Source organism: Gaoshiqia sp. US2 (genome assembly GCF_059705485.1).
In genome coordinates this window covers 5102564-5128254 of sequence record NZ_AP048550.1, presented here as the reverse complement: position 1 = coordinate 5128254, position 25691 = coordinate 5102564, and the positions used below count along the sequence as shown (strand labels likewise).

The window sequence follows — 25691 nt, the reverse complement described above, 5'->3', positions numbered from 1 at the left end:
TCGGCTAAGAGATATCGAACATAGCGGCCAGGTCGTAGCGCGAAAACGCGCGGAAAGCCACCATGGTTTCGGTTTTGTTTATGCCTTCGATTTTAGTAATCTTCTCGGTAACCAGTTCGGCCAGCGATTCATTGTCGGGCAAACGCATAATCGCCACAAAATCAAACTGTCCGCCTACTGAATAAACTTCGGTGATACCTGAAATGCCTGCCAGTTGTTCGCCTACGGCGTTCAGCAGTTTCTGGTCGGCATGGATGAGCGCTATTGCTGTTGTCATATCGTTTTATTTAATTGTGATTTCCGGCAAAAGGTACCGATTTTCCTGTTCATATTCAATGACGAACTGAAGCGAAATTTGGCGATTGTTCCAGTCCGGGAGCCGGTGGTCCCGCCCGTAGTTTTTTCAACAAAAATGCCGCCTAAATGTTAATGTTTTAGCTGTTGCCGGTCAGCAGCTTTTTTGTTGTTGTCAAAACTATTATTTTCATCGAATTTCTAAACAAACACGTTCATGAAGAAACTAATTCAGTTCCTGACTTCGATGCCGTTTATGGGCTTTTTATTGTTGGTGATGGCTTTTTCAATGGCTATTGCCACCTTTACCGAAAGCAGTTGGGGAACCGAAGCGGCCAAGGCTTTGGTATACAATACCCGTTGGTTCGAAGTGGTTTTTCTTTTGCTGGGCATCAGTCTGCTTACAAATTTTATCCGTTACCGGATGTATTTGCCGCAAAAGCTACCTGTCGGGATTTTTCATATGTCCTTTATTTTGATTGTTTTTGGAGCAGCCATTACACGGTATATTAGCTTCGAAGGGGTAATGCATATCCGCGAAGGCCAAAGCTCGGATTACATCATGTCGACCGACACCTATTTCAAGGTGGAAACTGACGATAAAAAGATTCGGGAGCAGGTGTTGTTTTCAGAACTGACCCCCGGCCAATTTCGTGAAACGATTGAAGTAGACGGGCAAAAGGTAAAGATAAAATCAGTTGGATTTGTGAAGAATGCTTTGCGTACGCCGGTCGAACATCCCGCCGGGTCGCCGATGGTCGATTTTGTAATTTCGGCAGGCCAGGGCATGCAGAGCTTTTCCTTCGACCCCGGTGATCAGTTTGACCTTGGGTCGGCGAAGGTTGGCTTTCGCAACGATGCCAACATTCGTTTTGAACAGGAAGGCGATGAACTTTACCTGCTTGCCGACCGTGATCTGGAAATCAGGTCGATGGGAGGCGGAGATCCGGAGCCGGTGGCGGCCGGCGTTCGCAACCCGGTGAAGTTGATGCATCTGTATGCGTTTGATAACTACTTGCTACTGGTGCGGAAATTTTACCCGAAAGCCTTGGTTCGCGTAACCCGCGATGCTTCAGGGAATTCGCATGAAGATGCCGTTATTCTCGAAGTTTCGGAAGGCGGCCGCATTAGTACGGTCAATGTTTTTGGACGGAGCGGAACAGCCGGAGAGCCGGTTACCATCAAAGCCGGAAATACGAATGTCAGGCTGAGTTATGGTTCAGAACCCATCTACCTGCCGTTTAAGTTGTATTTAAAAGATTTTCAGTTGGAACGTTATATCGGCTCCGAAAGCCCCTCTTCGTATGCCAGTGAAATAAAGCTGATTGACGAGCAGGAGGGCGTTGACCGCGATGTCCGGATATTTATGAATAATACATTGAAATACCGGGGATACCGTTTTTATCAGTCATCGTACGATGTGGACGAACTGGGAACTGTTCTTTCGGTGAATAAAGATTTTTGGGGAACTTTCGTGACTTACCTGGGCTATTTGCTGATGGCTTTGGGAATGATTTTCTCGTTGTTTTATAAACATTCGTATTTTCAGTTTTTGGTTCGTCATTTAAAAGAACTGAACAAGGTTAAAGTCACCGCGGCGCTGGCTTTCCTGCTGTTGTTGTCTGGTCAGGCGCAAGGAAACAATGCGGCTGTATCCGGAATTCCGTCGTTGGATGCACAGTTGGTCAGCGACTTTTCGGAGCTCTGGGTGCACGGGCGCGATGGCCGTATTGAGCCCATGTCGACCTTATCGAATGAGATTTTGCGGAAAGTCAGCCGGAAATCGTCATTCTACGGCAAACCCGCCGACGAAGTCGTGCTGAGCATGCACCTGTATCCCGAAATCTGGCGAACCGTTCCGATGATCAAAGTCGACCGCGAAGTAGCCGCCTTTCTGGGAATCCAGGGAAAATACGCTGCAGCTGTTGATTTCTTCGATATGAGCGGCCATTATAAACTGGCAGAACCCGCGCAGGCGGCCTATAACAAAATGCCAGGCATGCGGAATCAGAAGGAAAAGGAGTTTCTGTATACCGATGAGCGGGTGAATATTTGCTTTATGGTATTTAACGGCGAATTTTTTACCTTTTTCCCGCCCCGAAACCAAACCGATGCCTGGTTTGCCGCCGGTAGCACACCTGCCGGTTATCCCCATGCCGATTCGTTGTTTGTAAACCGAAGCTTTCAACTTTTGCGCGAATCGTTATTGCCGGGAAGCGATGTGCAGCCCCGGCAGATTATAGCCACGGTGGGCAGCTTTCAGGAGAAATTTGGCGCTGAAATATTACCATCGGCACAAAAAAAATCAGCCGAGCTGACTTATAATAAAATACAGCCGTTTAAACGGGTATTTTCCTGGTATTTATTAACGGGGTTTGTCTTGCTGATAATCCTGTTCGTGAATATTTTCAGACAAAAACCGGCTGGTAAAACAGTGATCCGGCTGTTTGTCGGTTTTATTTTTATAGGTTTTCTGTTACACACCGGCGGTCTTATCCTGCGCTGGTATATTTCGGGTCATGCTCCCTGGAGCAACGGGTACGAATCGATGGTTTATGTGGCCTGGGCAGCCATGTTATCCGGTTTTATCTTCGGACGCAAATACCCGCTGGTTCTCGGAACAGCGGCTTTTCTTTCGGGAATTACGCTTTTTGTGGCCCACCTCAACTGGATGAACCCCGAAATAACGCCTCTGGTTCCCGTGTTGAAATCCTACTGGCTGATTATTCATGTGGCTATTATTACGGCCAGTTACGGCTTTATCGGGCTGAGCGCTTTCGTGGGCCTGCTGGTGCTGATCCTTTATGGCCTGATGAAAGAGAAAAACCGGAAAAATGTGAATCATTATATCTATCAGCTGACGACCATTAGCGAGCTTTCGGCAACAATTGGCCTGTACATGCTAACCATCGGAACATTTTTGGGCGGCGTTTGGGCCAACGAAAGCTGGGGCCGTTACTGGGGCTGGGACCCGAAAGAAACCTGGGCCCTGATTACCGTGGTGATATACGCATTTGTGGTTCATATGCGCTTAATTCCCTCTCTTCGCGGTCGGTTTAACTATAACCTGGCAACGGTGATCGGTTTTTCATCGGTTCTGATGACCTATTTTGGGGTAAATTATTTCCTGAGCGGTATGCACTCATACGGAAAAGGGAGTGTTGACGGCATTCATTGGGCCGTTTACTTGTCCTTAGCCCTTATTGTGGTTTTAGTTACGTTTTCGTATCTGAATTACAAGAAGTTTGAGGGCGCTGATCGTTAGCGTAAATTGGATAATTTTTCCGAAACATTATCTTTGCCTGGTTATTTCGGTTTAAATCTAAATCTGAACTTATGAGTAAAGATGTTTCGCGCACCTTTGATATTTTGGAGCGTTATCTGTCGGAGTTTCCCCGGGAAGATGCTCTTGGAGGTAAAACAGACGGAAAGTGGTACACCTTCACCACGGCTGAATATGTTGAAAAATCTCATCAGTTTGCCCTGGGCATGTTGGCGCTTGGCTTAAAGCCAGGCGTAAAAGTGGCGACAGTGACTCCCAACCGGCCCGAATGGAACTTTGCCGATATGGGACTGGCAATGGCCGGTTTGGTGCATGTACCCATTTACCCGACCATCGGCGACGAGGAATATCGTTATATTTTCGAACATGCCGAGGTGCATTACCTGATTGTGGGAGATAAGAAGTTGTATGAAAAACTCAGCCCGATTGTGGCGGAGATGGAGCATGTGAAAGGAATTTATTGTTTTGAGGAAATCGGCGACTGTCCGTACTACCAGGAAATTCTCGATTTGGGAGAAAGCAGAAAGGACGAATTGTTGGCCGAACTCGAAAAAATTAAAGCGTCGGTCAGCCCCGACGATGTAGCCACGTTGATTTATACTTCGGGTACAACCGGCGTTCCCAAAGGCGTGATGCTCACCCATAAAAACCTGGTTTCGAATTTTGTCGCCCATTCAAAAATGCACCACCTCGGAAAAGACCACCGCGTCATCAGCTTTCTTCCCTTGTGCCATGTGTACGAGCGCAGCGTGAACTACCATTTTCAATATAAAGGAATGGGCATTTATTATGTGGGTAACCTGGGGCAAATTGTCAGCGCCATCAAGGAAATCAAACCACATATGTTTAACTCGGTTCCCCGCTTGCTCGAGCGCGTGTACGATGGTTTTGTTTCCAAAGGACAGGAGCTTGCCGGGCTGAAAAAGATCATCTATTTCTGGGCGCTCAGACTAACCCGCCATTTTGAGTACAACAAGAAATACAGCCTTTTTGTCCGGATGCAGATTAAGCTGGCCGACAAACTGATCTATTCCAAGTGGCGGGAAGCCTTGGGAAACAACATTGTTTACGTGGTTTCGGGCGGGGCTGCTTTACAGCCGCGTATTGCCCGGGTGCTGGGTATGGCCGGTATGCTTACCCTCGAGGGTTACGGGCTCACGGAAACCTCGCCGGTAATTGCCGTAAATAATCCGGCGCTGGGCGTCATGAAAGTTGGAACCGTGGGGCCGGTTTTGGATGGGGTTGAAGTCAAAATTGCCGACGATGGCGAAATCCTCTGTAAAGGTCCTTCCGTGATGAAAGGATATTACAAAGCTCCCGAACTTACCGCCGAAGTGATCGACGAAGAAGGTTGGTTTCATACCGGCGATATCGGTATTCTGGATGAAGGCAAATACCTGAAAATAACCGACCGAAAAAAGGAAATGTTTAAAATGTCGGGAGGCAAATACATCGCCCCTCAGATGATTGAAAACAAGCTGAAAGAATCATTCTTCATTGAACAAGCGATGGTCATCGGTGAAAACGAAAAATTTGCCAGCGCGCTGATCTCCCCGAATTTCGAATACCTGCACGATTGGTGTTCGCAGCATAAAATTCACTTCAGGGATAACGAAGAATTGGTCCAGAAAAAAGAAGTGATCCTGCAATTATTTAAAGAGGTGGCCCTCATCAACAAAACACTCGGGCAACACGAAGAAATCAAACGTTTCAGGCTGGTTTGTGAGGAATGGACGCCCCAAACCGGGGAGTTGTCGCCTACTCTGAAGCTGAAACGGAATTACATTTTGAAAAAGTACAAACACATTGTTTCCGAAATTTATAACGGCTCGAAACCGGTGGGTGGAGGCAACGGGTTTCGGATTCCGCGCGTAAACCTTCGCTTCGACATGAACGAACTACTGAAGAAATTCAAGCTGTAAAAAGAGGGAGCTATCTGAAAAAAATGATGAGTTAATTTTTCCCGGTTCTGCCGGCAATCACCTTATTTCTCAGATAGCTCCCTTCATTTGTCTTCGAACCGACTCTTTTACCGCTCTGCGAACTCACGCCGCTTTTACAGCATTCGTCCCCAGGGAATGGCAGCCAGCATAATCAGGTAGGCAATTCCGAAAAAAATCAGCGAATTGCTGAACTTGGCTTTCGGGGTGCTTGCCTTTTTTGTCCGCGCCCGCCCGATATGGACCAGGATCACCGCAATCAGCATCAAGGAAAAATGCTCCACCGCATAAAAACGCAAATCCGAATTTTTCATGGCAGCGCCAAAATCGCGAAAGGCAGCTTTTGTAAGGGGGCTGACAAAAAAATAGAGAATAAGCCCTGATAATAATTGTAAATCAAGCAGGGCGGTAAACACAGTCCCCAGGATATGATCTGATTTTTGCCACTTACCCTGGCTAAACCAGCCCATAAAGTATTTGAAAAGCGCAACAAGGGCTATCGCTAAGATGAGCCAGCGTAATAAATTGTGAAGATGTAATAATCCGATATACATGATGGTAATTTTTTCTTTTCATCTTTAACGTTTACCTTATCCTTTAGTTGAAAAAAAACAGGCAGATTCGTTTAAATAATCCTTAATAAGATTGAATGTTATGCCTGATGATACGAAAAAGGTCACGCGGTTAACTCATTTCCTGCTCCGGGAAAACCAGCTTGAAAATTTCATCTGCTTCGTAAATTGAAAACGACAGTGCCGGGCTTTCCATGAAATATGAATTGATCATGGCCTGCCCCACCAACACATCTTTTATCGGGCGGTAACGTTTAAACAGGTATTTAGTCAGCCAGCGTACGATCTTCAGGCTGATGGCTTCTCCCTTCCGTTTTTCCTGACGCTGGCCGTCCAGAAAAGACGGGCGGAAGATGATTGTTTGGGCAAAACCAAGTTTCCGGACCGCATCATCCAACTCGCCTTTCAACCGGCTGTAAAACAGTTTCGAATTTTTATCGGCATTTACCGACGATACAAGCACATAAGCCGGAACGCCGTTGCCGGCAGCAGCTTTGGCAAGCTCGTACTGGTAAGTAAAATCTACCTGGTATTGTTTTTCCTTGCTTCCGGCAGCTTTCAGCGTGGTGCCCAGGGCCGAAAACAACACGTCTCCCTGAACCAGCCCTGTCCATTGTTCCGGTTGATCGAAATTGACGAGGTGTTCTGTGAGTTTGGGATGTGTCAATCCGGTTTTTCGTCGGGTAAAGGCAATTACTTCGCCAAACCGTTCGTCATTTAAAAGGAGCTTAACCAACTGTTTACCAACCAACCCGGTGGCTCCGGCGATAAGCGCTTTCTGTGTCATTTTGATTGTTTTTTACGAGCGTATTCATTCCGAATGATTCCGTTTATATCGGATAACATACAATTTAACCTTCTTTTTTCAGAAAGCGGCTAAATTACCGGCTAAAAAAATCAGTTGTTCGGTCATTTTTGTTTTTAGTTCTTTTCCCGGGTATTAAAGGGCTTTGAACGTTGGCAGTCAAAATAAATGGTTGGATAACGAATACCTTGTTTCTTATTTTTATTAAGACTAAATTAGCATAGACTAAAACCATATTTTTCAACTCAAAAACTGGAATAAAATGATAAACAAGATTCACAGTCTCGGCGGGTATTTTCATGAGTACCAGAAAAGTCTGGCCAACCCGGAAGCATTCTGGGCACAACAGGCCGAATGTTTATTTTGGAGGAAAAGGTGGGACCAGGTGATTTCGTGGAATTTTGAAGAGCCTGAGGTAAACTGGTATGTTAACGGGAAACTAAACCTGACAGAAAATATCTTTGAAAAAAACCTGTACACGCACGGCGATCAGGTTGCCTTGATCTGGGAACCCAACGATCCGGTAGAAGAACCGCGCAACTTGACTTACAACGAATTATTCAGGGAGGTCAACAAATTTGCCAATGTATTGAAACAGCTCGGCGTGCAAAAAGGCGACCGGGTGGCAATTTACATGCCCATGGTGCCGGAACTGACGGTTGCCTTGCTGGCCTGTGCCCGTATTGGGGCCATTCATTCGGTGGTGTTTGCCGGTTTCTCGGCCAATGCCTTGTCTGAACGGATTAACGATGCGCAGGCCAAGGTGTTACTAACGGCTGATGGCGGGTTCAGGGGCGAAAAAATAACGCCGCTGAAAGCCATTTCGGATGAAGCTTTAACATCCTGTCCCGGGGTTGAAGCAGTGGTTGTTTTAAAACGAACCGGCATTTCCGTCACGATGAAAGAGGGAAGAGATCTATGGTGGCATCAAGTCACTGACGGGCAATCGGAGGTTTGTCCGGCGGTGGAAGTGGATGCGGAAGATCCTTTATTTATTTTATACACTTCAGGCTCAACCGGAAAACCCAAAGGGATTGTGCACACCACCGGTGGTTACATGGTGTACACGGCCTACACGTTCAGAAATGTGTTTCAATACAGCGCCGGAGACGTTTATTTTTGCACGGCCGACATCGGATGGATTACCGGTCATTCGTATATTGTTTACGGGCCTTTGTTGAATGGCGCCAAAACCCTGATCTTTGAAGGGATTCCCACCTGGCCCGACGCCGGACGCTTTTGGGATATTGTGGATAAATACAAGGTAAACCAGTTCTACACCGCCCCTACGGCCTTGCGTTCGCTTTTGGCAATGGGCAATGAATACCTGGAAGGAAAAAAACTGGCTTCGCTGAAGGTTTTGGGAACCGTAGGTGAACCCATCAACGAAGAAGCCTGGCACTGGTACCACGATCATGTGGGCAAAAACCGCTGTCCGATTGTTGATACCTGGTGGCAAACCGAAACAGGCGGCGTTCTGATCTCGCCCATGGCCGGCATTACGCCAACAAAACCATCGTTTGCAACCCTCCCCTTACCCGGTATTCAGCCCGTTATTGTTGATGGTAAAGGGAGAGAATTGTCAGGCAATTCGGTTGAAGGTAACCTCTGTATTAAATATCCCTGGCCGGGCATGGCCCGGACGATCTGGGGCGACCACCAGCGGTTTAAGAAAACCTATTTCTCCACCTATAAAAACTTGTATTTCACCGGAGATGGCGTAAAACGTGATGAAGATGGTTATTACCGCATATTGGGCCGGGTGGATGATGTAATTAATGTATCGGGACACCGCCTGGGGACTGCAGAAATTGAAAACGCGATTAACGAACATCCGCTGGTGACCGAATCAGCCGTGGTGGGTTATCCTCATGCCATTAAAGGCCAGGGAATTTATGCCTTTGTGGTATGCTCCGAGCTGTCTACCGGAGGCGAAGAGGGCATCCGGCACAGCATCAAACAAGGTGTTACAAAAATTATCGGCCCCATTGCCCGGCCCGACCTGGTTCAGCTGGTCCCCGGCCTGCCCAAAACGCGGAGCGGGAAAATTATGCGCCGCATCCTGCGTAAGGTAGCTGAAGGAGACGCTTCGAACCTGGGCGATATTACCACCTTACTGGATGAAGATGTTGTAGCCAAAATTATCGACGGGGCCCTGGTCGACGTAAAACTGTAGTGAATGATCTCGGGAAGAGGAAGGCCATTTTCGCGCTTGTAACTTTTGTGTTAAGCTTAAATCAAACATCAGTCATTTCTGTTCTGAGGAGGGAATTCTGTGTACTTTTGGCGTTAGATAGGAAAATCTGTTTCGGTTTAAGGTACCTGTAAGGTTGAGTTAATAAAACCGGATGTAGTATTTAAATTGACAGAAAAAGGTACCATTTAAAAACTGGATACCGTTTTTTATCGTAAATGTTCATCCCTAATCAATTAAAAATTAGATCATGACAGTAAACAGAACTTTTGGGATAGGTAATGATGTGAATGAACACGAAGTGTCATACAAAAAGATCATCCAATATATTAACCTGAAGCTTGCAGCCGATGGTTATCCGACTTGTGTGACCGGGTTTAAATCGGATCTGCTGGAAATCGCCAAACCCTTACTGGATAGTTACAATATCAAATCCCGGCTGTTGGCCAACCAAACTTCTCCGCTGGGGCAGCGTGTGCAAAATTTCCTCAGGGAATTTTTAAGCGATGTTCCGGGAGATAACTCCTTTGCGTTTCCCGACCATCCGTTTATTCTCGATCGTTACGGATTGGCACGTAAAGTGTCATTGCCTGCCGACGGAGATTATTTTGAGAACGACATCATCAGGTCGTACCGCACGGCGCAGGGGATCCTGAACAACCCCAAAGAAGACCGGAGGACCACCAAAGGCGTTTTTCACATTTGTGAAGGCGGATTACCGGTTCCTGATGATAAAAAATCGGTGCCCAAACCTGTTTTCTGCAAATTGTTGCAACAGGCGTTGAACCCACCCAAAGAACTGATGCTGCTTCCGTTTACAGCTAACCAGGAGCAGGCAGCCGAATTGTTCGTCAGCCTGATGCTCCGGCCGGTTGTGGTACCCGAAGTCCCCGGGGTGATGGCCGAAAAATCGATGGAAATCAAATTTTTGGCCCCGGGAAGCCTGGTCTCCAATCTTGATTTTGTTGAATCGATTTTCGGAAATGCAGGCGATCCGTTCCTGCCCGAAAACGATGCCGCTTTAAACCCGGATACCTGGACCGGACATACCGGTTGCGTCATTCTGGCCCCGCATCTCACCGTTCTTACAAAAAAAGAACTCGGCCTTCCGTTTTACAACAATGCTACCGACCGGCAAAAAAGAGACGGGATGTGCTGGAAGAAGGAGGACGAAAAATACAACGACGGCAACGCATTTAAAATTACTGCCCGCGACAAAAGGGGAGTGGTTGTCACCCTGATTGCCGATAACTACTACGGCTATTGTAAAAAAGAAGTAAAAACCATGATTGGTTATTCGGCAAACCTGTACGGTCTGGCCGAAGAAGAACATGCCGGCGGCGCCATTGCTTTCCGCAGCTATAACCTGGGCGAAAAATGTTACCTTGATGAAAGGCTCCCGACCAACGGACTGAATTTTGCTTCGTTCCTTTACCTGTTTGCCGACATGCTGGAGCTGAAAAAAGAAGGCTACGCGGTGGATAAAAAATACCCCGATGTAATTTACATTCCCGAGGACGCCAACTTTGATTTGCTGAAACAAACGATCATCTGGCATACCGCTGGAAAGCAGCAGGTGATCAAATTACTTCCATACAAGTATTACATTTATCCGAACGGCTATAAAGTTGAAATGAAAAAACGGCTCGAAGGGCCGAAATGGCATCTGGTGGGCACTACTGCCGAAGGAACGCTTTGTCACAAGCCCTGCACCGTGTCGGGAGGCGGAAAATCCGAAATTTCCAAATCAATCAAAGATGCCATGATCCAGGGATCGGTTATTGTGAACGACCTGAATGCCGATTTAGACATGGTGGAAGAGATCATGTCGAAAGATTATTCCAAACGTTTCAAAGTCCCCGCCGACTATTCCGTCAAGAAACCCCGGCATATACTGAGTCGTCGGCGTTCCCTCGGATCGGTGATTAAACTGCTGACACCGGCAGATGAGTATACCGATGAATACAACGACTGGCTCCGTTCGCTTCCGCAACGCATCAGGGTGCTTATTTATGTGATCAAAGGAAATTACAGTCAGGACTGGGACAAAGACTGGAGGAAATATTTTTCGGTGGACAAAATAAACGGGATACCGGGCAATGAACTGAAATTTCAGTCGAGCAAGCTGTTGACAAACTATTTGAGGGTGGGGCATGATATTGATCATTCCTGGCGTATTTTCCTGACACGGCAGGATTATAATCCTTCGGCCAAAGTGCAGTTTGAGGACGACATCACCGCGTCGGTGGTACTCGATGCCAAAAAGCTGGAAAACCTGAATCCGGAGTACGCCAATCCAAGTGTCAAGATCGTTAAAAACTGCGAATCCCGATTGTTTCAGCGGCCGGATGACTGCATCATTAAAGGGTATGACAAACAGGGAGAAAAAGACCTGTCAAGCCCGAATACCTTCTTGTCGAATTTTGAACCGCTCACGCGGAAACAGGTACAGGAGATTAAGGACGATGCCATTGGTTTTGAATTGTACACACAGCCGGTCAAAGACCTGATCAATAATTTTCTGGCAGGCGATCGCCCGGAGTTTTTGGTGGTTCCTTCCGAACCGCGTCTGGTGGACGGAGTTCCCTCAAAAAATCCGCGTTACCTCCAGGTACGCCCCGATCTGGTAGATCCGGTTAGTAAATACGTGGCTGAAGTTGGCACCCGCATCTTCCGTAAAATTCCGTTGGATAAGCCGGTATTTATGCCGGTAAACGCGGTGTTACCGGGACGCCGCAACAATCCGGCCGAGCCGGAAAATAATGTGCCGCCACTGGCGGTGTATAACCCGATTCATTATCAGGAATTGCCGGAACTGTTTATCGATTTTATTTGCAGTATCACCGGAAAATCTCCTTCAACAACCGGTTTCGGGTCTGAAGGGGCCCTCACCAAAGGGCCGTTCAACTCGCTGTTGCCGGCTTCGGACCTGAATAATGCCTTCCTGTCGTACATCCTGACCGGCTACGATGGATTTTCTTCGGCGGCAGGTTATGTTGGCCCCAAATACAAGGTTGATCACGATATCAGCCTGTTGATCCCGGAAATCTGGTGCCGCATGTCGGTTGAAGAACGCGACCCCAAATTCCTGATTGACAACGGCTACCTTGAAAAAGTAGAAAATTTTACCTACCAGGGAAAGGAAGTGGATGCCAGTTTGTTGGGCTACCGGATTACTCTGCGGTTTGTGACCCATTTCATGGCGCGCATCTTCAGTAAGCCCGACGCGGTTTTTAGTGACGACATGCTGAAGCCGGAACTGCAGGATATGGAAATGTTTGTAGCCTCTATCGAGAACCTTTCGATTACCCAAAAGCGGGCGGCCGAGGGCTACATGCGCGACGGAACGGTCGATTTGCTTTGCCCGCCGCTGAAAGCCCTGATTCATCTCATGATTGACGGAACTTACCAGGGAAAAGGACGCAATCATCCCGATATCCGGGCTATGTTTACGCGCGAAGCTGTGCTGAACAGCAACTGGTACAAAGAACGCCTGGTTGAAAAACAAAAACGCGATGTGGCACAATGGACGAAAAATGTGGCCTACATCGAAGAGGTGATCAGCCGGAAGAATTTCGCTGAAACTTCAGTGCGCCTGTCGCTTCCCAAACGCTTAAATGCCGCGAAGGCCAGGCTGAAAGAAGTATCGGCGCCCGCCTACCTGACCGATTTGGCCGGTACGCTCGGCGTCGACACCCTGAGTCCGATCGAAGATTAAAGTGACAGATCAGTGATCGCGATATGAAATTGACATACGGACTTATCGGTGCCGGAGCGTTGGGCGGCTATTACGGCGGGTTATTGGCAAAATCGGGGAAAGATGTTCATTTCCTGTTCAACAGCGACTACCGGCATGTTTGCGAAAACGGGCTGCGCGTTGACTCGGTGAATGGAGATTTTCATTTGAATAAGCTGAACGCATATGCGTCGACATCCGACATGCCGGTTTGCGATGTGGTGCTGGTTTGCCTGAAAACAACCAACAATCACTTGTTAAAAGACTTGTTGCCGCCGGTTCTTCATAAGAACAGCCTGGTGGTGATGATCCAGAATGGTTTAGGCGTTGAAGAGGAGCTTGAAAAACAGTTACCCGATGTACAGATTTCGGGAGGCCTGGCCTTTATTTGTTCCAACAAAATCGGACCGGGTCACATCTGCCACCTCGACTTGGGAAGACTGGTACTGGGAGCTTATAAGCTGAACCAGTCGGAGGTGTTGCAACGGGTTTGCAACGATTTTCAACAAGCCGGGGTACCTTGCCGGCTTTCCGCGAACCTGTACCACGCGCGTTGGCAAAAGCTGGTATGGAACGTACCCTTCAACGGGATGGCGGTGGTGCTGAATACGACCACCGACCGGATTATGGCGCACGAAGCTACCCAGGCTCTTGCCCTGGAACTGATGCAGGAAGTGATCGGGGCAGCCAACCATTGCGGCGTAAACCTCGACGAGGCGTTCGCCCACAGCATGTTGGAAATGACAGCCGTAATGGCCCCTTACGCACCCAGTATGAAGCTGGATTATGACTTTAAGCGACCGATGGAAATCGAAGCCATCTATTCAAACCCGGTTCGGGAGGCAGCCAGGAGCGGTTTTGAAATGAAGAAGGTCTCGATGCTCGAAAAACAACTGCAGTTTATTCAGGCACAAATGAAGGCATAAAAAGCCTGTTCAAAAGTTCACTATCGTTGGTCATCCCGAATTTATTTCGGGATCTCATCATCAGGAAACAGACCCTGAAACAAGTTCAGGGTGACTGAATCCGGACTTGGGAGTGTACTTTTGAACAGGCTTTTCTTTCAGCTAAATTTCTCAATCATTATTTGGTTGCCGATTCCAGCCGTTTCATAATAGCAAAAATGAAGGCGGCAGAAACTAAACAGCATACGATAAAGATTAACCACAGGTACGATAAGTCGAGTTTTCCCCAGAAGAAACTTCCCACAAACAAGAGTTTGTTTCCAACTGCCGTAGCGAGCAGCCAACCTCCCTGCATCAGTCCCTGGAACCGCTGCGGGGCCACTTTCGAAACAAATGACAATCCCATCGGGCTGAGGAAAAGTTCGGCGATCGTCAGAACGAGGTAACTCTCAATCAACCAGTACGGAGATACCCGCGAGCTGTCGGGCACAGCCTGTCCGGCCAGTTCGTGAGGCGAAACCAAACCGATGGAGGCGATTAAAACAACCAGGAAACCGACAGCGGCGATGATCATCCCGTAGCCGATCTTTTTGGGCGTCGAAGGTTCTTTCCCGATTTTATTCAGCCAACTGAAAATGCCCATGACCAAGGGGGTCAGGAAAACGATAAACAGCGGGTTGAAGGATTGGAAAACCTCAGGAGCAATGGCATTGGAGGGTCCGTTATTAATAACAAACCAGGCAGAAAGGCTTCCCCCGACCAGCAGTAAGGCGGCTCCAATAATGCGGTTGACTCTTGAACTGTTCCTGGCCACCAGCATGATAAGCCCCGAGATGGCGCCAATGACCGACAGGATGGATTCAAGCGTGAAAAAAAGGTGGGTGAACGGACCTACTTCTTTCACAATATAGTCGCGGGCATAAAAGGTCAGGGTGAGTCCATTTTGGTGGAAGGACATCCAGAAAAAGATAACAACAAAGAAAACCAGGATCAGCGAGCTTACTTTGGGTTTTTCTTCCTTGGTAGCGGACAATGAAATCCAGGTGACAAAGGCGGCAAACAAGCCAAATGCCATCCCGGTTTTGTAGTCGAGCACCATCCCGATCAGCAGTGTGACCACCGCGGCAGCAACCAGAGCAGCCACCACAGCCGTTGATTTTGATCTGTTTCTGGGTTGAGTAATATCTTCAGCCACCTTTGTTGCGGCTTTCGGCAGCTGTTTTTCTTTATTCGGCAGCAATTTCTGAAATAGAACGTAAATCAGCAATGAAATAATCATGGCCCCGGCTGCGATTCCAAAAGCATAGTTATAACCCTGAGAAAATACCCCGATGTAACTTTCGGCAAAGGCATTTAAATCAGTTACGGGTCCGCTTAAGCTGACGTTATTGGCGAGCGATGAAAATTGGCTCGTATCGGTCATGCTTCCGTTCAGGTATTGATGACAGAGCGCCGGCAGGCTCCCGTCATGTAAAAACCCATTGGCTTTTAACCACCAGTTGCGGGCTCCGGTAGCGGCAAAGGGAGCAAAAAATGCGCCGACATTGATTCCCATGTAAAAAATCATGAAAGCAGAATCCCGCATTTTCGAGTAACGTTCGTCGTCGTACAACTGACCTACCACAGCCTGCAGGTTACCTTTAAATAATCCGTTACCAAATGCAATCACAAAAAGGGCAATAACGGTTATCGCCAGCGACATGTTGGGGATGGCCAGAATACCGTATCCGCCTAACATAATTACAATCCCGGCGAAAATAACCAGCTTGTATTTTTTTGTCCAGTCGGCCACGATGCCCCCCACCAGTGCCAGCGCATAAATTCCAAAGTAGAACCAACTGTAAATATCACCGGCTACTTCCTCTGTCAGGCCAAATCGGGCCTGTAAGAAGAGCACCAGGATGGCCATCATGGTGTAAAAGCCAAATCGTTCGCCCATGTTGGCAAAAAATGCCACCAATAGCCCCTTGGGATGTCCTTTCAGCATAATTGATCTTTTTAATTAGTAAATTTTTTGTTGTAAAGTTTTGCAAGACTGACAAATATAATCAACTTTTTTGCTTCTCAAGTTTGATAAATATCAGGTTGGGAAGGATAGTTTTTTGTAAATTCGGTTTAAAATTAGCTGTATGAAGATCTTTTCCACGAAACAAATAGCCGAGATTGACCGGTATACCATTCAAAATGAACCGATTGAAGATATTGATTTAATGGAGCGGGCTTCGTTGCAGGTCGTCAACTGGTTGATCCATCATTGTTCAAACGAACGGAAGTTAATGATCTTTGCCGGCCCCGGGAACAACGGCGGAGACGCCCTGGCTGTTGCCCGGATCATGGCTGATTACGACTATTTCTGTGAAGTATACCTGCTGTATTTTGGTCGTGAACTGAGCGGTTCGCCGGCTATTAACCGGCAGCGTTTGGACCAACAGGGTAAAGTGAAGCTGACCGTTCTGTCTGAAATGGGCGATCTGCCTGAAATCCCTGAAAATGCCGTCGTGATCGATGGTTTATTTGGCTCCGGTTTGAGCCGGCAGCTTGATGGCCTGGCCGAAGCTGTTGTCGCCCGGATAAACGCATCGGCGGCGCAGGTCGTAGCGATTGACCTGCCCAGCGGCCTGTTCGGGGAAGATAATTCACAGAACGACTTGTCGAAAGTGGTGAAAGCCGATTATACGCTGACCTTTCAGTTTCCAAAGCTGAGTTTCTTTTTTCCCGAACACGAAGATTTGCTCGGGCAGTGGGAAGTATTGCCGATCGGCTTGCATCCGGAAGCTGTTTCCTTTGCTCAAACGCCTTTTCACTGTTTAAATGAAGAATATGTATCGTCGTTGCTCCTGAAACGGCGAAAATTTGCGCACAAGGGAAGTTTTGGTCATGCCCTGCTGATTGCCGGATCGTACGGAAAAATGGGCGCTGCCGTGTTGGCCTCAAAAGCTTGTTTGCGCGCCGGCGCCGGTTTGCTTACCAGCCATGTGCCGCACACGGGCTACCCGGTTATTCAAACCACGGTTCCCGAAGCCATGTGTTCCATTGACCCCTCTGATCTGATGTTTACGGAATTTCCCGAACCGGCTCAGTTTTCGGCGGTTGGTGTTGGTCCGGGAATTGGGTGTAAGCCAAACTCGCAAAAGGCGCTGAAGGAACTTTTACTGGCCAATCCGGCCAAGCTTGTACTCGACGCCGATGCCCTGAATATTCTTTCGATGCACCCCGATTGGTACGAGTTACTTCCCGCGAACAGCATCCTGACTCCGCATCCGAAAGAATTTGAACGCCTGGCCGGCGAAACATCCGATTCCTGGTCGCGGCTGCAATTACAGCGATGGTTTTCGAAGACCTATCAGGTCATTGTTGTATTAAAAGGGGCGCATACAGCGGTTTCATTTCCCGATGGGCGGGTTTGTTTCAACACAACCGGAAATCCGGGCATGGCCACAGCCGGCAGCGGCGACGTGCTGACCGGTTTTTTGCTTGGCTTGCTGGCCCAGGCCTATACGCCGCACGACGCTTCACTCCTGGCTGTTTATCTTCACGGCCTGGCCGGCGATCTGGCTGAGAAACAACTGAGCCAGCCAGCGCTGATTGCAGGAGACCTGATTGCGCATTTCGGGAAAGCATTCCTTCATCTGGCAAAATAAAATGCGCAGGAATCAGTTTTTAAAATTACAGGCTCAATCCGAAAAATTTTTATCGAAAAACTGCGGTTCAGGGCCGGCAATCATTATTTTTGAGAAGAAATTAAAAAAAGATTAGTCATGAAGACAAAATACACCGTACTGTTATTCTTACTGTTCAGCAACCTGACCATGTTTGCACAACGTGCAAAAGAAGCCGCGCCCGGCACTACTTTTAGCGACGGGGTCGTGTATAGTTTGCCGCGCACTGGTGTGCGGGTTTACGTGAAAGCCACACAGGAAAAATTTTTCAGGGGGCCCTATTATCAATACGCCGAAACGATGCTTGGATTAAAGAATGCGCCCTCGTCGGATTCTGAAAACTGGACCATTAACGATGTGAAGATTGAAACCTTCAGCGAGGCCGACCCCAAACAGGTATATAAAGCAAAAGGCAGCGGAGCATCCCTGCTTAGCCTTACCGAATCGGGCGTGTTGGCAGGCATTAATAAACCGGTGGATGGCGGAACTGAGCCGCCGGTTGTTTCAACCTTTATGGGCGATACAAAAGTTCCGGATTACCCGTTCTCCGATTTATCGTTAAATCCTTTTTTTGCCAAACAGGATTCGTCCCGCCGGAATGTGATCGTTCCGAAATCGTTGCAGGAAAAAGCGATGGAGGCAGCGCATACGATTACCAAATTACGCAAGCGTCGTTTTAAATCGCTTGCAAACGGATACGATGAACAATTGCCCGACGGACGCGCTTACGAGCTGATGGTGGACGAACTGGGGAAACTGGAAGCTGAATATGTGGCCTTGTTTATTGGTAAAACCTACAAAAGTACCTTCGATTATTGCTTCGATTTTATTCCCGGCGAAAACTCGGTTTCGGGTGAAGTTATTTTTCGTTTTGCCGAAAATAAAGGCGTTTTGCCAAAGACCGACATGAGCGGGAAACCCATTGTGCTCGACATCAAAAAACTGGACGATCTGGCATCGGCCCAGGAAAAACAGCTGAGCCAGCGGACTGCGGCAAGCGGCGTTTATTACCGCATGCCGGGAAAGGCTGAAATCAGGATGCAAAACGGGATTAACCTGATGGCTGTAATCCGGGTCGATCTGGCCCAGTTCGGAACGGTGGCCCCCTTGCCCGAAGAATTGCTGGATGGTAATCATCAGGTCGTTTTTCATCAAAAAACCGGAGGGATAAAAAGTATTCTTCAAAAATAAATCACGAAAGGGCAGCTTGATGGCTGCCTTTTTTTGTTTCCTGCCGTTTGGCGGGCATCTATTTTTTTTATTTTTACCAACTTCAAGTGAAAATTTACAAATAGTATACGATGGATGCGATAAAAAAGACCTTAAAAGATTCGGCCGCAGTACGATGGCTTGTATTAGTGCTTATTTCAATGTTCATGTTTGGCACCTATTGGTTCCAGGATTTTATGTCGGGACTGAAAGGTCTGATGATGTCGGAACTTGGAATTACCAGCAGCCAGTTTGGGCTGATCATCAGCTCCACCACCTGGGCAAACATGGTCGGGATGATCATGGTTGGCGGGATTATCCTGGATAAATGGGGAATCCGCGTGGCCGGGGTTGTATTCGGGATTGTGGCATCTCTTGGCGCATCCATAACGGCGATGGCTACTTATGGCATGTTCGGCGACGACCCGGGAACCATGATGAAATTCATGATGGCCGGACGGATGTTGTTTGGTATCGGGCTTGAATCCATTTGCGTGATTGTTACCCGAACAACAGTGAAATGGTTTAAAGGATACGAACTGGCTCTGGCAATGGCTGTTAACGTAGCCTTTGGACGTTTTGGAACGGCTTTCGGAACAGCTTTCTCTGTCGAAATTGGAGGAGGGCATGTCGCCCCGGCGGTTGCTTTTGCCGCTTCGCTGATTGGTATGGGTTTTATTTTGTTTTTGGCTTACCTGATTTTCGATGTTCGCCTGGACAAACAGATCAATGCGATGAAAGAAGCGGGCGCCAGCGAAGAAGAATTTAAATTCAGCGATTTACTGAAGCTGGTTACCAATAAAGGCTTCATCTATATTACTTTATTGTGTGTGGCTTTTTATTCCGGGGTGTTCCCGTTTATCCAGTACGCGCCCGATTTGCTGGTGAATAAATTTGGGTTTACCTATCAACTGCCCGATTTGTCGGGGATGACTTTATTTGAGAAGATCGGCGCTATTTTCCACAACGGGCCCAAGGTTACCGGTTTGATCCCCCTGGGAACCATCTTATTCACACCTATTTTCGGTTCCATTGTCGATAAAAAAGGAAAAGCGGCGTCGTTAATGATTTTGGGGGCATTTCTGCTCATTTTTGCCCATGTTTCCCTGTCGCTGTTCCATAGTGTTACCTTGGGCTATATGGGGCTGATTTCACTGGGAATTGCATTTGCTCTGGTTCCTGCTGCCATGTGGCCTTCGGTAGCTAAAATTGTTGCCGAAAACCGGTTGGGAACCGCCTATTCATCCATGTTTACCATCCAAAACTGGGGGCTTGGCCTTTTCTTCTGGGGAATTGGCGCTTTGCTCGACTATGTAAACCGTGCCGATTTGGATGCCATCAAGGCGGGCGAAAAAATGTACGATTACACCATTCCGATTCTGATGCTGGTTTTTTGCGGGCTGATCTCGATCTTTCTGGCTTATATGCTGTTACGTGCCGACAAACAAAACAAATACGGGCTGGAGCTACCTTCGGGTGTTGAAGCCGAATAACCCATAGATCTATATATAAAGAAACTACCTGAAAAACCGGGATAACAGAGTAAACCCGGTTTTTCAGGTAGTTTCTTTATTTCAGCTGACGAATGTCAGAACAAGTTGGGGGGTAAAATTGTATTTTTAAAGGATTCTGTTGAAATCGTAATCACTTAAATAAAGAGCAATGAATAAAAACATTCGTGCGCTGGAACCAACTGCGCTGTGGGAAAACTTTTACAAACTCACGCAAATTCCACGTCCCTCCAATCATGAAGAACGTATCCGGGAGTTTATCTTTAAATTTGGCAAAAGCCTTGGTTTGGAAACCATAAAAGACGAGGCCGGAAATATCATCATCCGAAAACCGGCCACCCCAGGTATGGAAAACCGGAAAGGCGTCATTTTGCAGGGGCACCTCGACATGGTTCCGCAAAAAAACAGCGATAAAATACACGACTTTGTCACCGACCCGATTGAAGCATACATCGACGGCGAGTGGGTTACGGCAAATGGCACCACGCTCGGGGCCGACAACGGCATTGGAGTGGCTGCGGCTATGACCGTGCTGGCCGCCGATCACCTGGTTCACGGGCCGATAGAAGCCTTATTTACGGCTACCGAAGAAACCGGCATGGACGGGGCCGAAGGCCTGAAAGCCGGGATCTTGAAGGGCGATATCTTGTTAAATACCGACTCGGAAGACGAAGGTGAATTGTACGTGGGTTGCGCCGGCGGAGAAGACGCAAGCGTCGCATTCACGTACCAGGAAGCTGTTGTCCCGGCCGGTTCGCTGGCTTTTAAGCTGAGTGTTACCGGGCTGAAGGGCGGACATTCGGGAATGGATATCATCCTGCAGCGGGGAAATGCCAATAAGGTATTTTTTCGTTTGCTGCATGAAGCGTACCTGGCTGCCGGCGCCCGTTTGGCATCGGTCGACGGAGGCAGCCTACGCAACGCCATTCCCCGCGAGGCTTTTGGGGTGCTGACCGTGGGAGCAGCCGACGCAGATCGCTTAAAACAAGCGCTTGATACCGAGTTTGCCACGATAAAAAGTGAGTTGTCGGCAACCGAACCGGAAATGAAAATGGTGTTGGAACCGTCCGAAATGCCGGGCGTAGTAATTGACGCTACAACGCAGCTGAACCTGACAAAAGCGGTGATGGCCTGCCCGAACGGGGTGATCCGCATGAGCGACAGTATGCCGGGTTTGGTGGAAACATCGGTGAACATGGCGATTATTAAGTCCAATGCTGCCGAGAAACAGATTAGCCTGTCCTTTTTGATGAGAAGTTCAGTCGATTCGGCAAAAACCGACCTTGGTAAACGTATTGAAGCCGTGTTTACACTGGCAGGCGCCGAAGTGAAATTTGCCGGCGCTTACCCGGGGTGGAAACCCAATATGGAGTCGCCGATTCTGAAAACCATGCAGAAAGTTTATGCCGAAAAATATGGCAGAGTGCCCGAAATTAAAGCGATTCATGCCGGACTCGAATGCGGGATTCTTGGCGGAACCTATCCGCACTGGGATATGATTTCGTTTGGCCCGACGATTCGTTTTCCGCACTCGCCCGACGAGAAAGTCAATATCGAAACTGTCGGTAAATTCTGGGATTTTCTGTTGGAAACTTTGAAAAATATTCCTGTAAAATAGAACAACAGAGGGCCTCCGATTATCAGAGGCCCTCTGTTGTTTCCTGCAAAAAGATCGTTATTCTTTTGTCTCTTTCTTTGGGATGGTGTTACACCCAAACGGCAGATACAACGGACAAAAACTAAGGAAACTGGTGAGCAGGAAGATACACGCCACGATCAGCAAAACGAGACCCAGGGTGTCTGAGATTACTCCGGTAAAATGCAAAACAGCGATAATAACTGCAATCACGGCGCGGATGGCGCGGTCTGTCATTCCCATGTTTTTTTTCATGATCCAAAAAATTTAAATTAATAAGTTGTTCTTACCCGTTTGATCGCGAGGATTTTCCGGTTAAAACAAAAGTAGTCAATTTGGATGAATGTTGACTTTAGCTCTGTTGGAGCTGATTGGTTGTCAGGTCTTTTTGAGCGATAAAACGATTTTTTCTTTGTCCTGCCGGCCAACACCGGTTAAAAATGTATTGATCTGGTCAAATTCGGCCGGGGGAAAGTTCCCTTTATTGATGGTAATCACCCGGTTCACCAGGATGCTGTTGTCAGCCATCTTCAGGTAGCTGATTTTGTATGAGCCGTATGGTGAGCTGATTTCGCTGTCTTTCGGCAAAAATTCGATGGTCAGGTCGTCCGCGATGCTTATGCTGAGTGTATCGTTGTATATGTAGCCGACTGCTTCATACAGGTTTTGCTTCCGGGTTTTCCTGATCTGTGCGGGAAAGGAATGCGGAAACAGCAAGTTCGGTTCAACAAACAGGCGGGTTCCGCCGGTAATGGCATAACTGCCGATTTGTCCCTTCACATACAAAGCGGCGGTTGCTTCGTCAACGGAAGTGTCTTTTATCTGGAATTCAGTAATCTGAATGCCTCCGCCGGATAACGATTTTAGCAAATCTTTCTTTTGTTCTTCGTTCGATTTATAGATCATGGGAAAAACATCGCTGTAGAGTGAATTTCTGAAATCAGCGTTTAACTCAAAAAGGGCTGCTCCGTTTTCCTGCAGGTCGACTTTCAGCTGTGATGTCCGGGTGTTTTCCTGCGCGTTGTATTCCGGGGTTCGCGCAAGTTTGCCTCCTTGTTCGGTAATCAGCAGGGCATAACGGTCTGAATTACCGACCCCGATGTACCCGAATGGATAATTCTGGCTGGTACATTCAAGCCAGATGGTATCCCGTTCAAGCGGGACGCAAAGAATGATGTGATTTGTTTGATTAACACTCGGAAATTCCGGGAATTTTATTTTTCGGGATGGGCCATTCCCGATTTCGGCATAATAGGATTCAACGCCAATCCCTTTCAGCAGAGCTCTCATGTAATTGCTCAACGCTTTACAATCGCCGTATCCTTTGGCATGTACTTCTGTGGCAGGCGCAGGCTGAAAGCCGCCGATACCAAGCGAAATGTTGACATAACGCGTTCTTTGCTGCATGTATTTATAAAGCGTTTTTACCTTTCCTTTTTATGGTTTTAAGCAGATTGCCCTTAGCGTCATAAATGTTTTCTTTGATCGAACTGACTGACGAATTACGATCATAAAAGACAGCTAATTCTGCCGCAGATACCCCCCTGGCATTTAAAACAGTTATCGTGTAATTCACGTCCAGGGTATATTTGTCGACCGACAACCGGTTGTAAATGGTTGAAGAGTTTCGGATAACCGCATTGGCATCTTTTTTCAGCGAATCAGGGATTAACGATACATCCAATTTGTTTTGGGCGTTTCCGGCGATTCCGGCCAACAGGCAGGACAGTAAAAGCATACAGGCTTTTTTCACGTGTGTGAATTTGTTACAAGTGTTCATGCTCAATTGTGTGATCATTTTAATTTCTAACCGACTTTAAAACAACCATTTCTTTCTCTTTATCAACGATGGCCTGCACAAATACTTTTAATAACTCGTATTCGTCGGGTAAAAACAAGCTTTTGTTGATACTGATCAGCGAACTGACGCTGAGCGTGTTGCCGATTTTTTCGGTTTGATAACGAAAACTGCCGGCATTATCCGGGAGCCTGACGGCAACCGGTTTTGGTAATTCTGATACTTCGTAATTTTGAGGAATTGTAAATGAATACATCCGTTGAATCTGGAACGGATAATCAAACTCGACTGGAAATTCGCGTTTTTCCAGTTTGAAGGGATTTTCATCAAAAAACGGATCAAGGGCGGGTGAAAAGTAAACCATGTCGCCCGCGTTGTTGATGCCGTCGACAGAACTAATCTCATAAGTTAGCTTCAGGCTGTTTGTAATGCTGTCGAGTCCATCTATTTTCAAATCGCTGATGTGGTAAGCGGTATTGTCTTCTTCCAGTGTTTTTAACGACTCGTCGGGGTCAGATTTATCTTTGATACTGCCCCGGTAAAAATAAGCGCAGTAATCCAGCAGGTTTTTCTGGATTTTCCCGGTTACAGCCAGGGTGCTGTCGAGCGTGAGGATACACTGCGACCGGGTGATGTAGGCTTTATAATCCATTAAATTGATCCATTTGTCGGCCGAATTTCCAATAATCCGTCCCTTGTCGTTTAAACATCTGGTTGGTAATAGGTTAACCAGGGAATTTGGATCGGTGGCATCCATCAGGTAGGTATTGCCGTTGAAATTGACCAGGGCAATCACATAGTTAAAGCTGGTGATTGACGGGTGTGAAGGATGTACAATCCCGTTGGCCTGGGTGCTCAAAATAACCGGGTAACTGGTAAATCCAAGCGCCCGGAGCAGCATAACCAGATTCAGGTTGACATCGGCGCTGTTTCCTTCGCCGGTTTTATAAGCTTTGGCAAGCGTCGAAGTGGTATACTTGTTGTTTCCGCCGTTCCAGCTTACCCGTTGCTTCATGAGGCTCAATGCGGCATCGATCAATGCTTCGTCCTTCAGGTTCCTGCTTTTTAAAAGTTCCGCATCAGCATTCAGGTGGTTGGCCCGTTTCAACTCCTGACCAAAGTTGTAACTTTCATCCAGTTTTCGGTCAATCTCTTCCCAGCTTGATGTATAATACTCCATTGGTTGATTGGGGAATTTGGTGTATTGTAGCTCAAATTCAACCTTTGAAAGGTAATTACTGGCTGTCTTTAAGAATTTTTCATTGGGAAATGCCGGTATGTCTTTTGCCAAAAAGTGATAAATATGTTCGGTAAAATCAACATCATAGGTGTACTTTTCTTCTTTGACGCTCATTCCTTCGGCCCGCTGGTGGTGGGTAAGCGTCAGTTTTCTGGGTTTTCGGTTGGTTCCGGTTTCAATCGGAAAATATCCTTTTGATGTTTTATTGTAGTTAAAGTATTCGGGGATAGTTACGGTATATTCGCTGTACAGGGTGGGAATTCTTCGCTGAAAATACCATTCCTGCAGGTTGAAGAGAAAGTCTGATTTTATGGAATATTGAATTTCGATCACCGAACCTTCCTTTAATGCCGGCATGGCAAACTTCACCGTTTTGAGGTTTTCGCTTGTTTCTTCGGTTAAAACATCACTTTTTTCAAGTTTGATTTTTGCAATTTTTCCGTCTTCGAGGTTATAGGTGAAGGCTTTCAGGTTGGTAACTTCTTCCCGGGTGGAGCCTTTCTGGTAGATGGGAATTTGAAAATCTCCCCACGAAAGGCCCTGGGTGGTTAAGATTTTTACCCGGAGATGCCTGTTAAACACTAACTGGAAACCCTTATTTGCCGACTGGTCGTAAATGAACTCGGTTTCACCCGCGTCGAAGATGCAGTAGGCATCGGCGTTTGGGTCAATAGGGCATTCTTTCGATTCCAGGTCGGAGATCTCAATCTTGCCAAATTTTTCGGGTGAATTCTGTGAGAAAACCTGTTGAAAAATACCCACAAAAGTGAGCAGAACAGAAATAGTTAATACCGTTGTTTTCATAAGTGGAGTTTTAAAGCGGAATAAGTTGTTTGTGGGGGAACAGACCCCCGGATATCAGGTTGTATTTGTTGCCGGAATAAGGAAGAATGGAATATGTCGGTCTTT

General features: G+C 47.3%; 17 protein-coding genes. 9 read left to right on the top strand and 8 right to left on the bottom strand.

Annotation, left to right across the window (positions count from 1 at the left end; translation table 11 throughout):
* Positions 1-4: 4 nt before the first annotated feature.
* Positions 5-277, bottom strand: coding sequence for an Lrp/AsnC family transcriptional regulator (locus tag AC6H3C_RS20580; RefSeq protein ID WP_423126349.1), 273 nt, complete (start codon positions 275-277; stop codon positions 5-7).
* Between the two features lie 234 nt (positions 278-511).
* Between AC6H3C_RS20580 and ccsB the strand changes: the two genes are divergently transcribed.
* Together ccsB and AC6H3C_RS20570 are read left to right on the top strand one after the other, a co-directional pair.
* Positions 512-3559, top strand: coding sequence for a c-type cytochrome biogenesis protein CcsB (ccsB, locus tag AC6H3C_RS20575; RefSeq protein ID WP_497517420.1), 3048 nt, complete (start codon positions 512-514; stop codon positions 3557-3559).
* Positions 3560-3630: 71 nt separating this feature from the next.
* The gene (locus AC6H3C_RS20570; protein ID WP_497517419.1) at positions 3631-5499 is read left to right on the top strand and encodes an AMP-dependent synthetase/ligase; all 1869 of its coding nucleotides are present in this window, start codon (positions 3631-3633) and stop codon (positions 5497-5499) included.
* A gap of 134 nt (positions 5500-5633) precedes the next feature.
* On the opposite strand, the gene AC6H3C_RS20565 is transcribed toward AC6H3C_RS20570, so the two are convergent.
* Both AC6H3C_RS20565 and AC6H3C_RS20560 read right to left on the bottom strand, forming a co-directional pair.
* On the bottom strand, positions 5634-6071 hold the full coding sequence (locus AC6H3C_RS20565; RefSeq protein WP_497517418.1) for a hypothetical protein: 438 nt from the start codon (positions 6069-6071) through the stop codon (positions 5634-5636).
* A 130-nt stretch (positions 6072-6201) separates the two neighbouring features.
* The gene (locus AC6H3C_RS20560; protein ID WP_497517417.1) at positions 6202-6876 is read right to left on the bottom strand and encodes an NAD(P)H-binding protein; all 675 of its coding nucleotides are present in this window, start codon (positions 6874-6876) and stop codon (positions 6202-6204) included.
* A gap of 280 nt (positions 6877-7156) precedes the next feature.
* Here AC6H3C_RS20560 and acs point away from each other — a divergent pair, with 280 nt between their 5' ends.
* From acs to AC6H3C_RS20545, 3 genes are all read left to right on the top strand, one after another.
* Entirely contained in the window at positions 7157-9070 is a 1914-nt protein-coding gene (gene acs / locus AC6H3C_RS20555) for an acetate--CoA ligase (protein WP_497517416.1), read from the top strand.
* 268 nt (positions 9071-9338) lie between these two features.
* On the top strand, positions 9339-12806 hold the full coding sequence (locus tag AC6H3C_RS20550) for a PPi-type phosphoenolpyruvate carboxykinase family protein (protein WP_497517415.1): 3468 nt from the start codon (positions 9339-9341) through the stop codon (positions 12804-12806).
* A 23-nt stretch (positions 12807-12829) separates the two neighbouring features.
* Positions 12830-13750, top strand: coding sequence for a putative 2-dehydropantoate 2-reductase (locus AC6H3C_RS20545; protein ID WP_497517414.1), 921 nt, complete (start codon positions 12830-12832; stop codon positions 13748-13750).
* 157 nt (positions 13751-13907) lie between these two features.
* Here AC6H3C_RS20545 and AC6H3C_RS20540 read toward each other — a convergent pair whose 3' ends face one another.
* On the bottom strand, positions 13908-15716 hold the full coding sequence (locus AC6H3C_RS20540) for a peptide MFS transporter (protein ID WP_497517413.1): 1809 nt from the start codon (positions 15714-15716) through the stop codon (positions 13908-13910).
* A 142-nt stretch (positions 15717-15858) separates the two neighbouring features.
* Between AC6H3C_RS20540 and AC6H3C_RS20535 the strand changes: the two genes are divergently transcribed.
* The 4 genes from AC6H3C_RS20535 (at position 15859) to AC6H3C_RS20520 (ending at position 21726) form a co-directional block, all read left to right on the top strand.
* Complete coding sequence (locus AC6H3C_RS20535; protein ID WP_497517412.1) at positions 15859-17370, top strand: NAD(P)H-hydrate dehydratase; 1512 nt, start codon at positions 15859-15861, stop codon at positions 17368-17370.
* Between the two features lie 117 nt (positions 17371-17487).
* Positions 17488-18579 (top strand): DUF4831 family protein, encoded by a 1092-nt coding sequence (locus AC6H3C_RS20530; RefSeq protein ID WP_497517411.1) that lies wholly within the window; start codon positions 17488-17490, stop codon positions 18577-18579.
* A gap of 110 nt (positions 18580-18689) precedes the next feature.
* Complete coding sequence (locus AC6H3C_RS20525; protein WP_497517410.1) at positions 18690-20090, top strand: MFS transporter; 1401 nt, start codon at positions 18690-18692, stop codon at positions 20088-20090.
* 169 nt (positions 20091-20259) lie between these two features.
* Positions 20260-21726: an aminoacyl-histidine dipeptidase gene (locus tag AC6H3C_RS20520; RefSeq protein ID WP_497517409.1), complete on the top strand. Its 1467-nt coding sequence runs from the start codon at positions 20260-20262 to the stop codon at positions 21724-21726.
* Between the two features lie 57 nt (positions 21727-21783).
* Here AC6H3C_RS20520 and AC6H3C_RS20515 read toward each other — a convergent pair whose 3' ends face one another.
* The 4 genes from AC6H3C_RS20515 to AC6H3C_RS20500 all read right to left on the bottom strand — a co-directional run bounded on the left by AC6H3C_RS20515 (position 21784) and on the right by AC6H3C_RS20500 (position 25586).
* Positions 21784-21999 carry a YgaP family membrane protein gene (locus tag AC6H3C_RS20515; protein ID WP_497517408.1) on the bottom strand — a complete coding sequence of 72 codons (216 nt, stop codon included), beginning with the start codon at positions 21997-21999 and terminating at the stop codon, positions 21784-21786.
* Between the two features lie 123 nt (positions 22000-22122).
* Positions 22123-23151, bottom strand: a complete 1029-nt coding sequence (locus AC6H3C_RS20510; RefSeq protein WP_497517407.1) for a DUF3858 domain-containing protein — start codon at positions 23149-23151, stop codon at positions 22123-22125.
* A 4-nt stretch (positions 23152-23155) separates the two neighbouring features.
* Entirely contained in the window at positions 23156-23482 is a 327-nt protein-coding gene (locus tag AC6H3C_RS20505) for a hypothetical protein (RefSeq protein ID WP_497517406.1), read from the bottom strand.
* Between the two features lie 61 nt (positions 23483-23543).
* Positions 23544-25586: a DUF3857 domain-containing protein gene (locus tag AC6H3C_RS20500; RefSeq protein WP_497517405.1), complete on the bottom strand. Its 2043-nt coding sequence runs from the start codon at positions 25584-25586 to the stop codon at positions 23544-23546.
* Positions 25587-25691 lie beyond the last annotated feature (105 nt).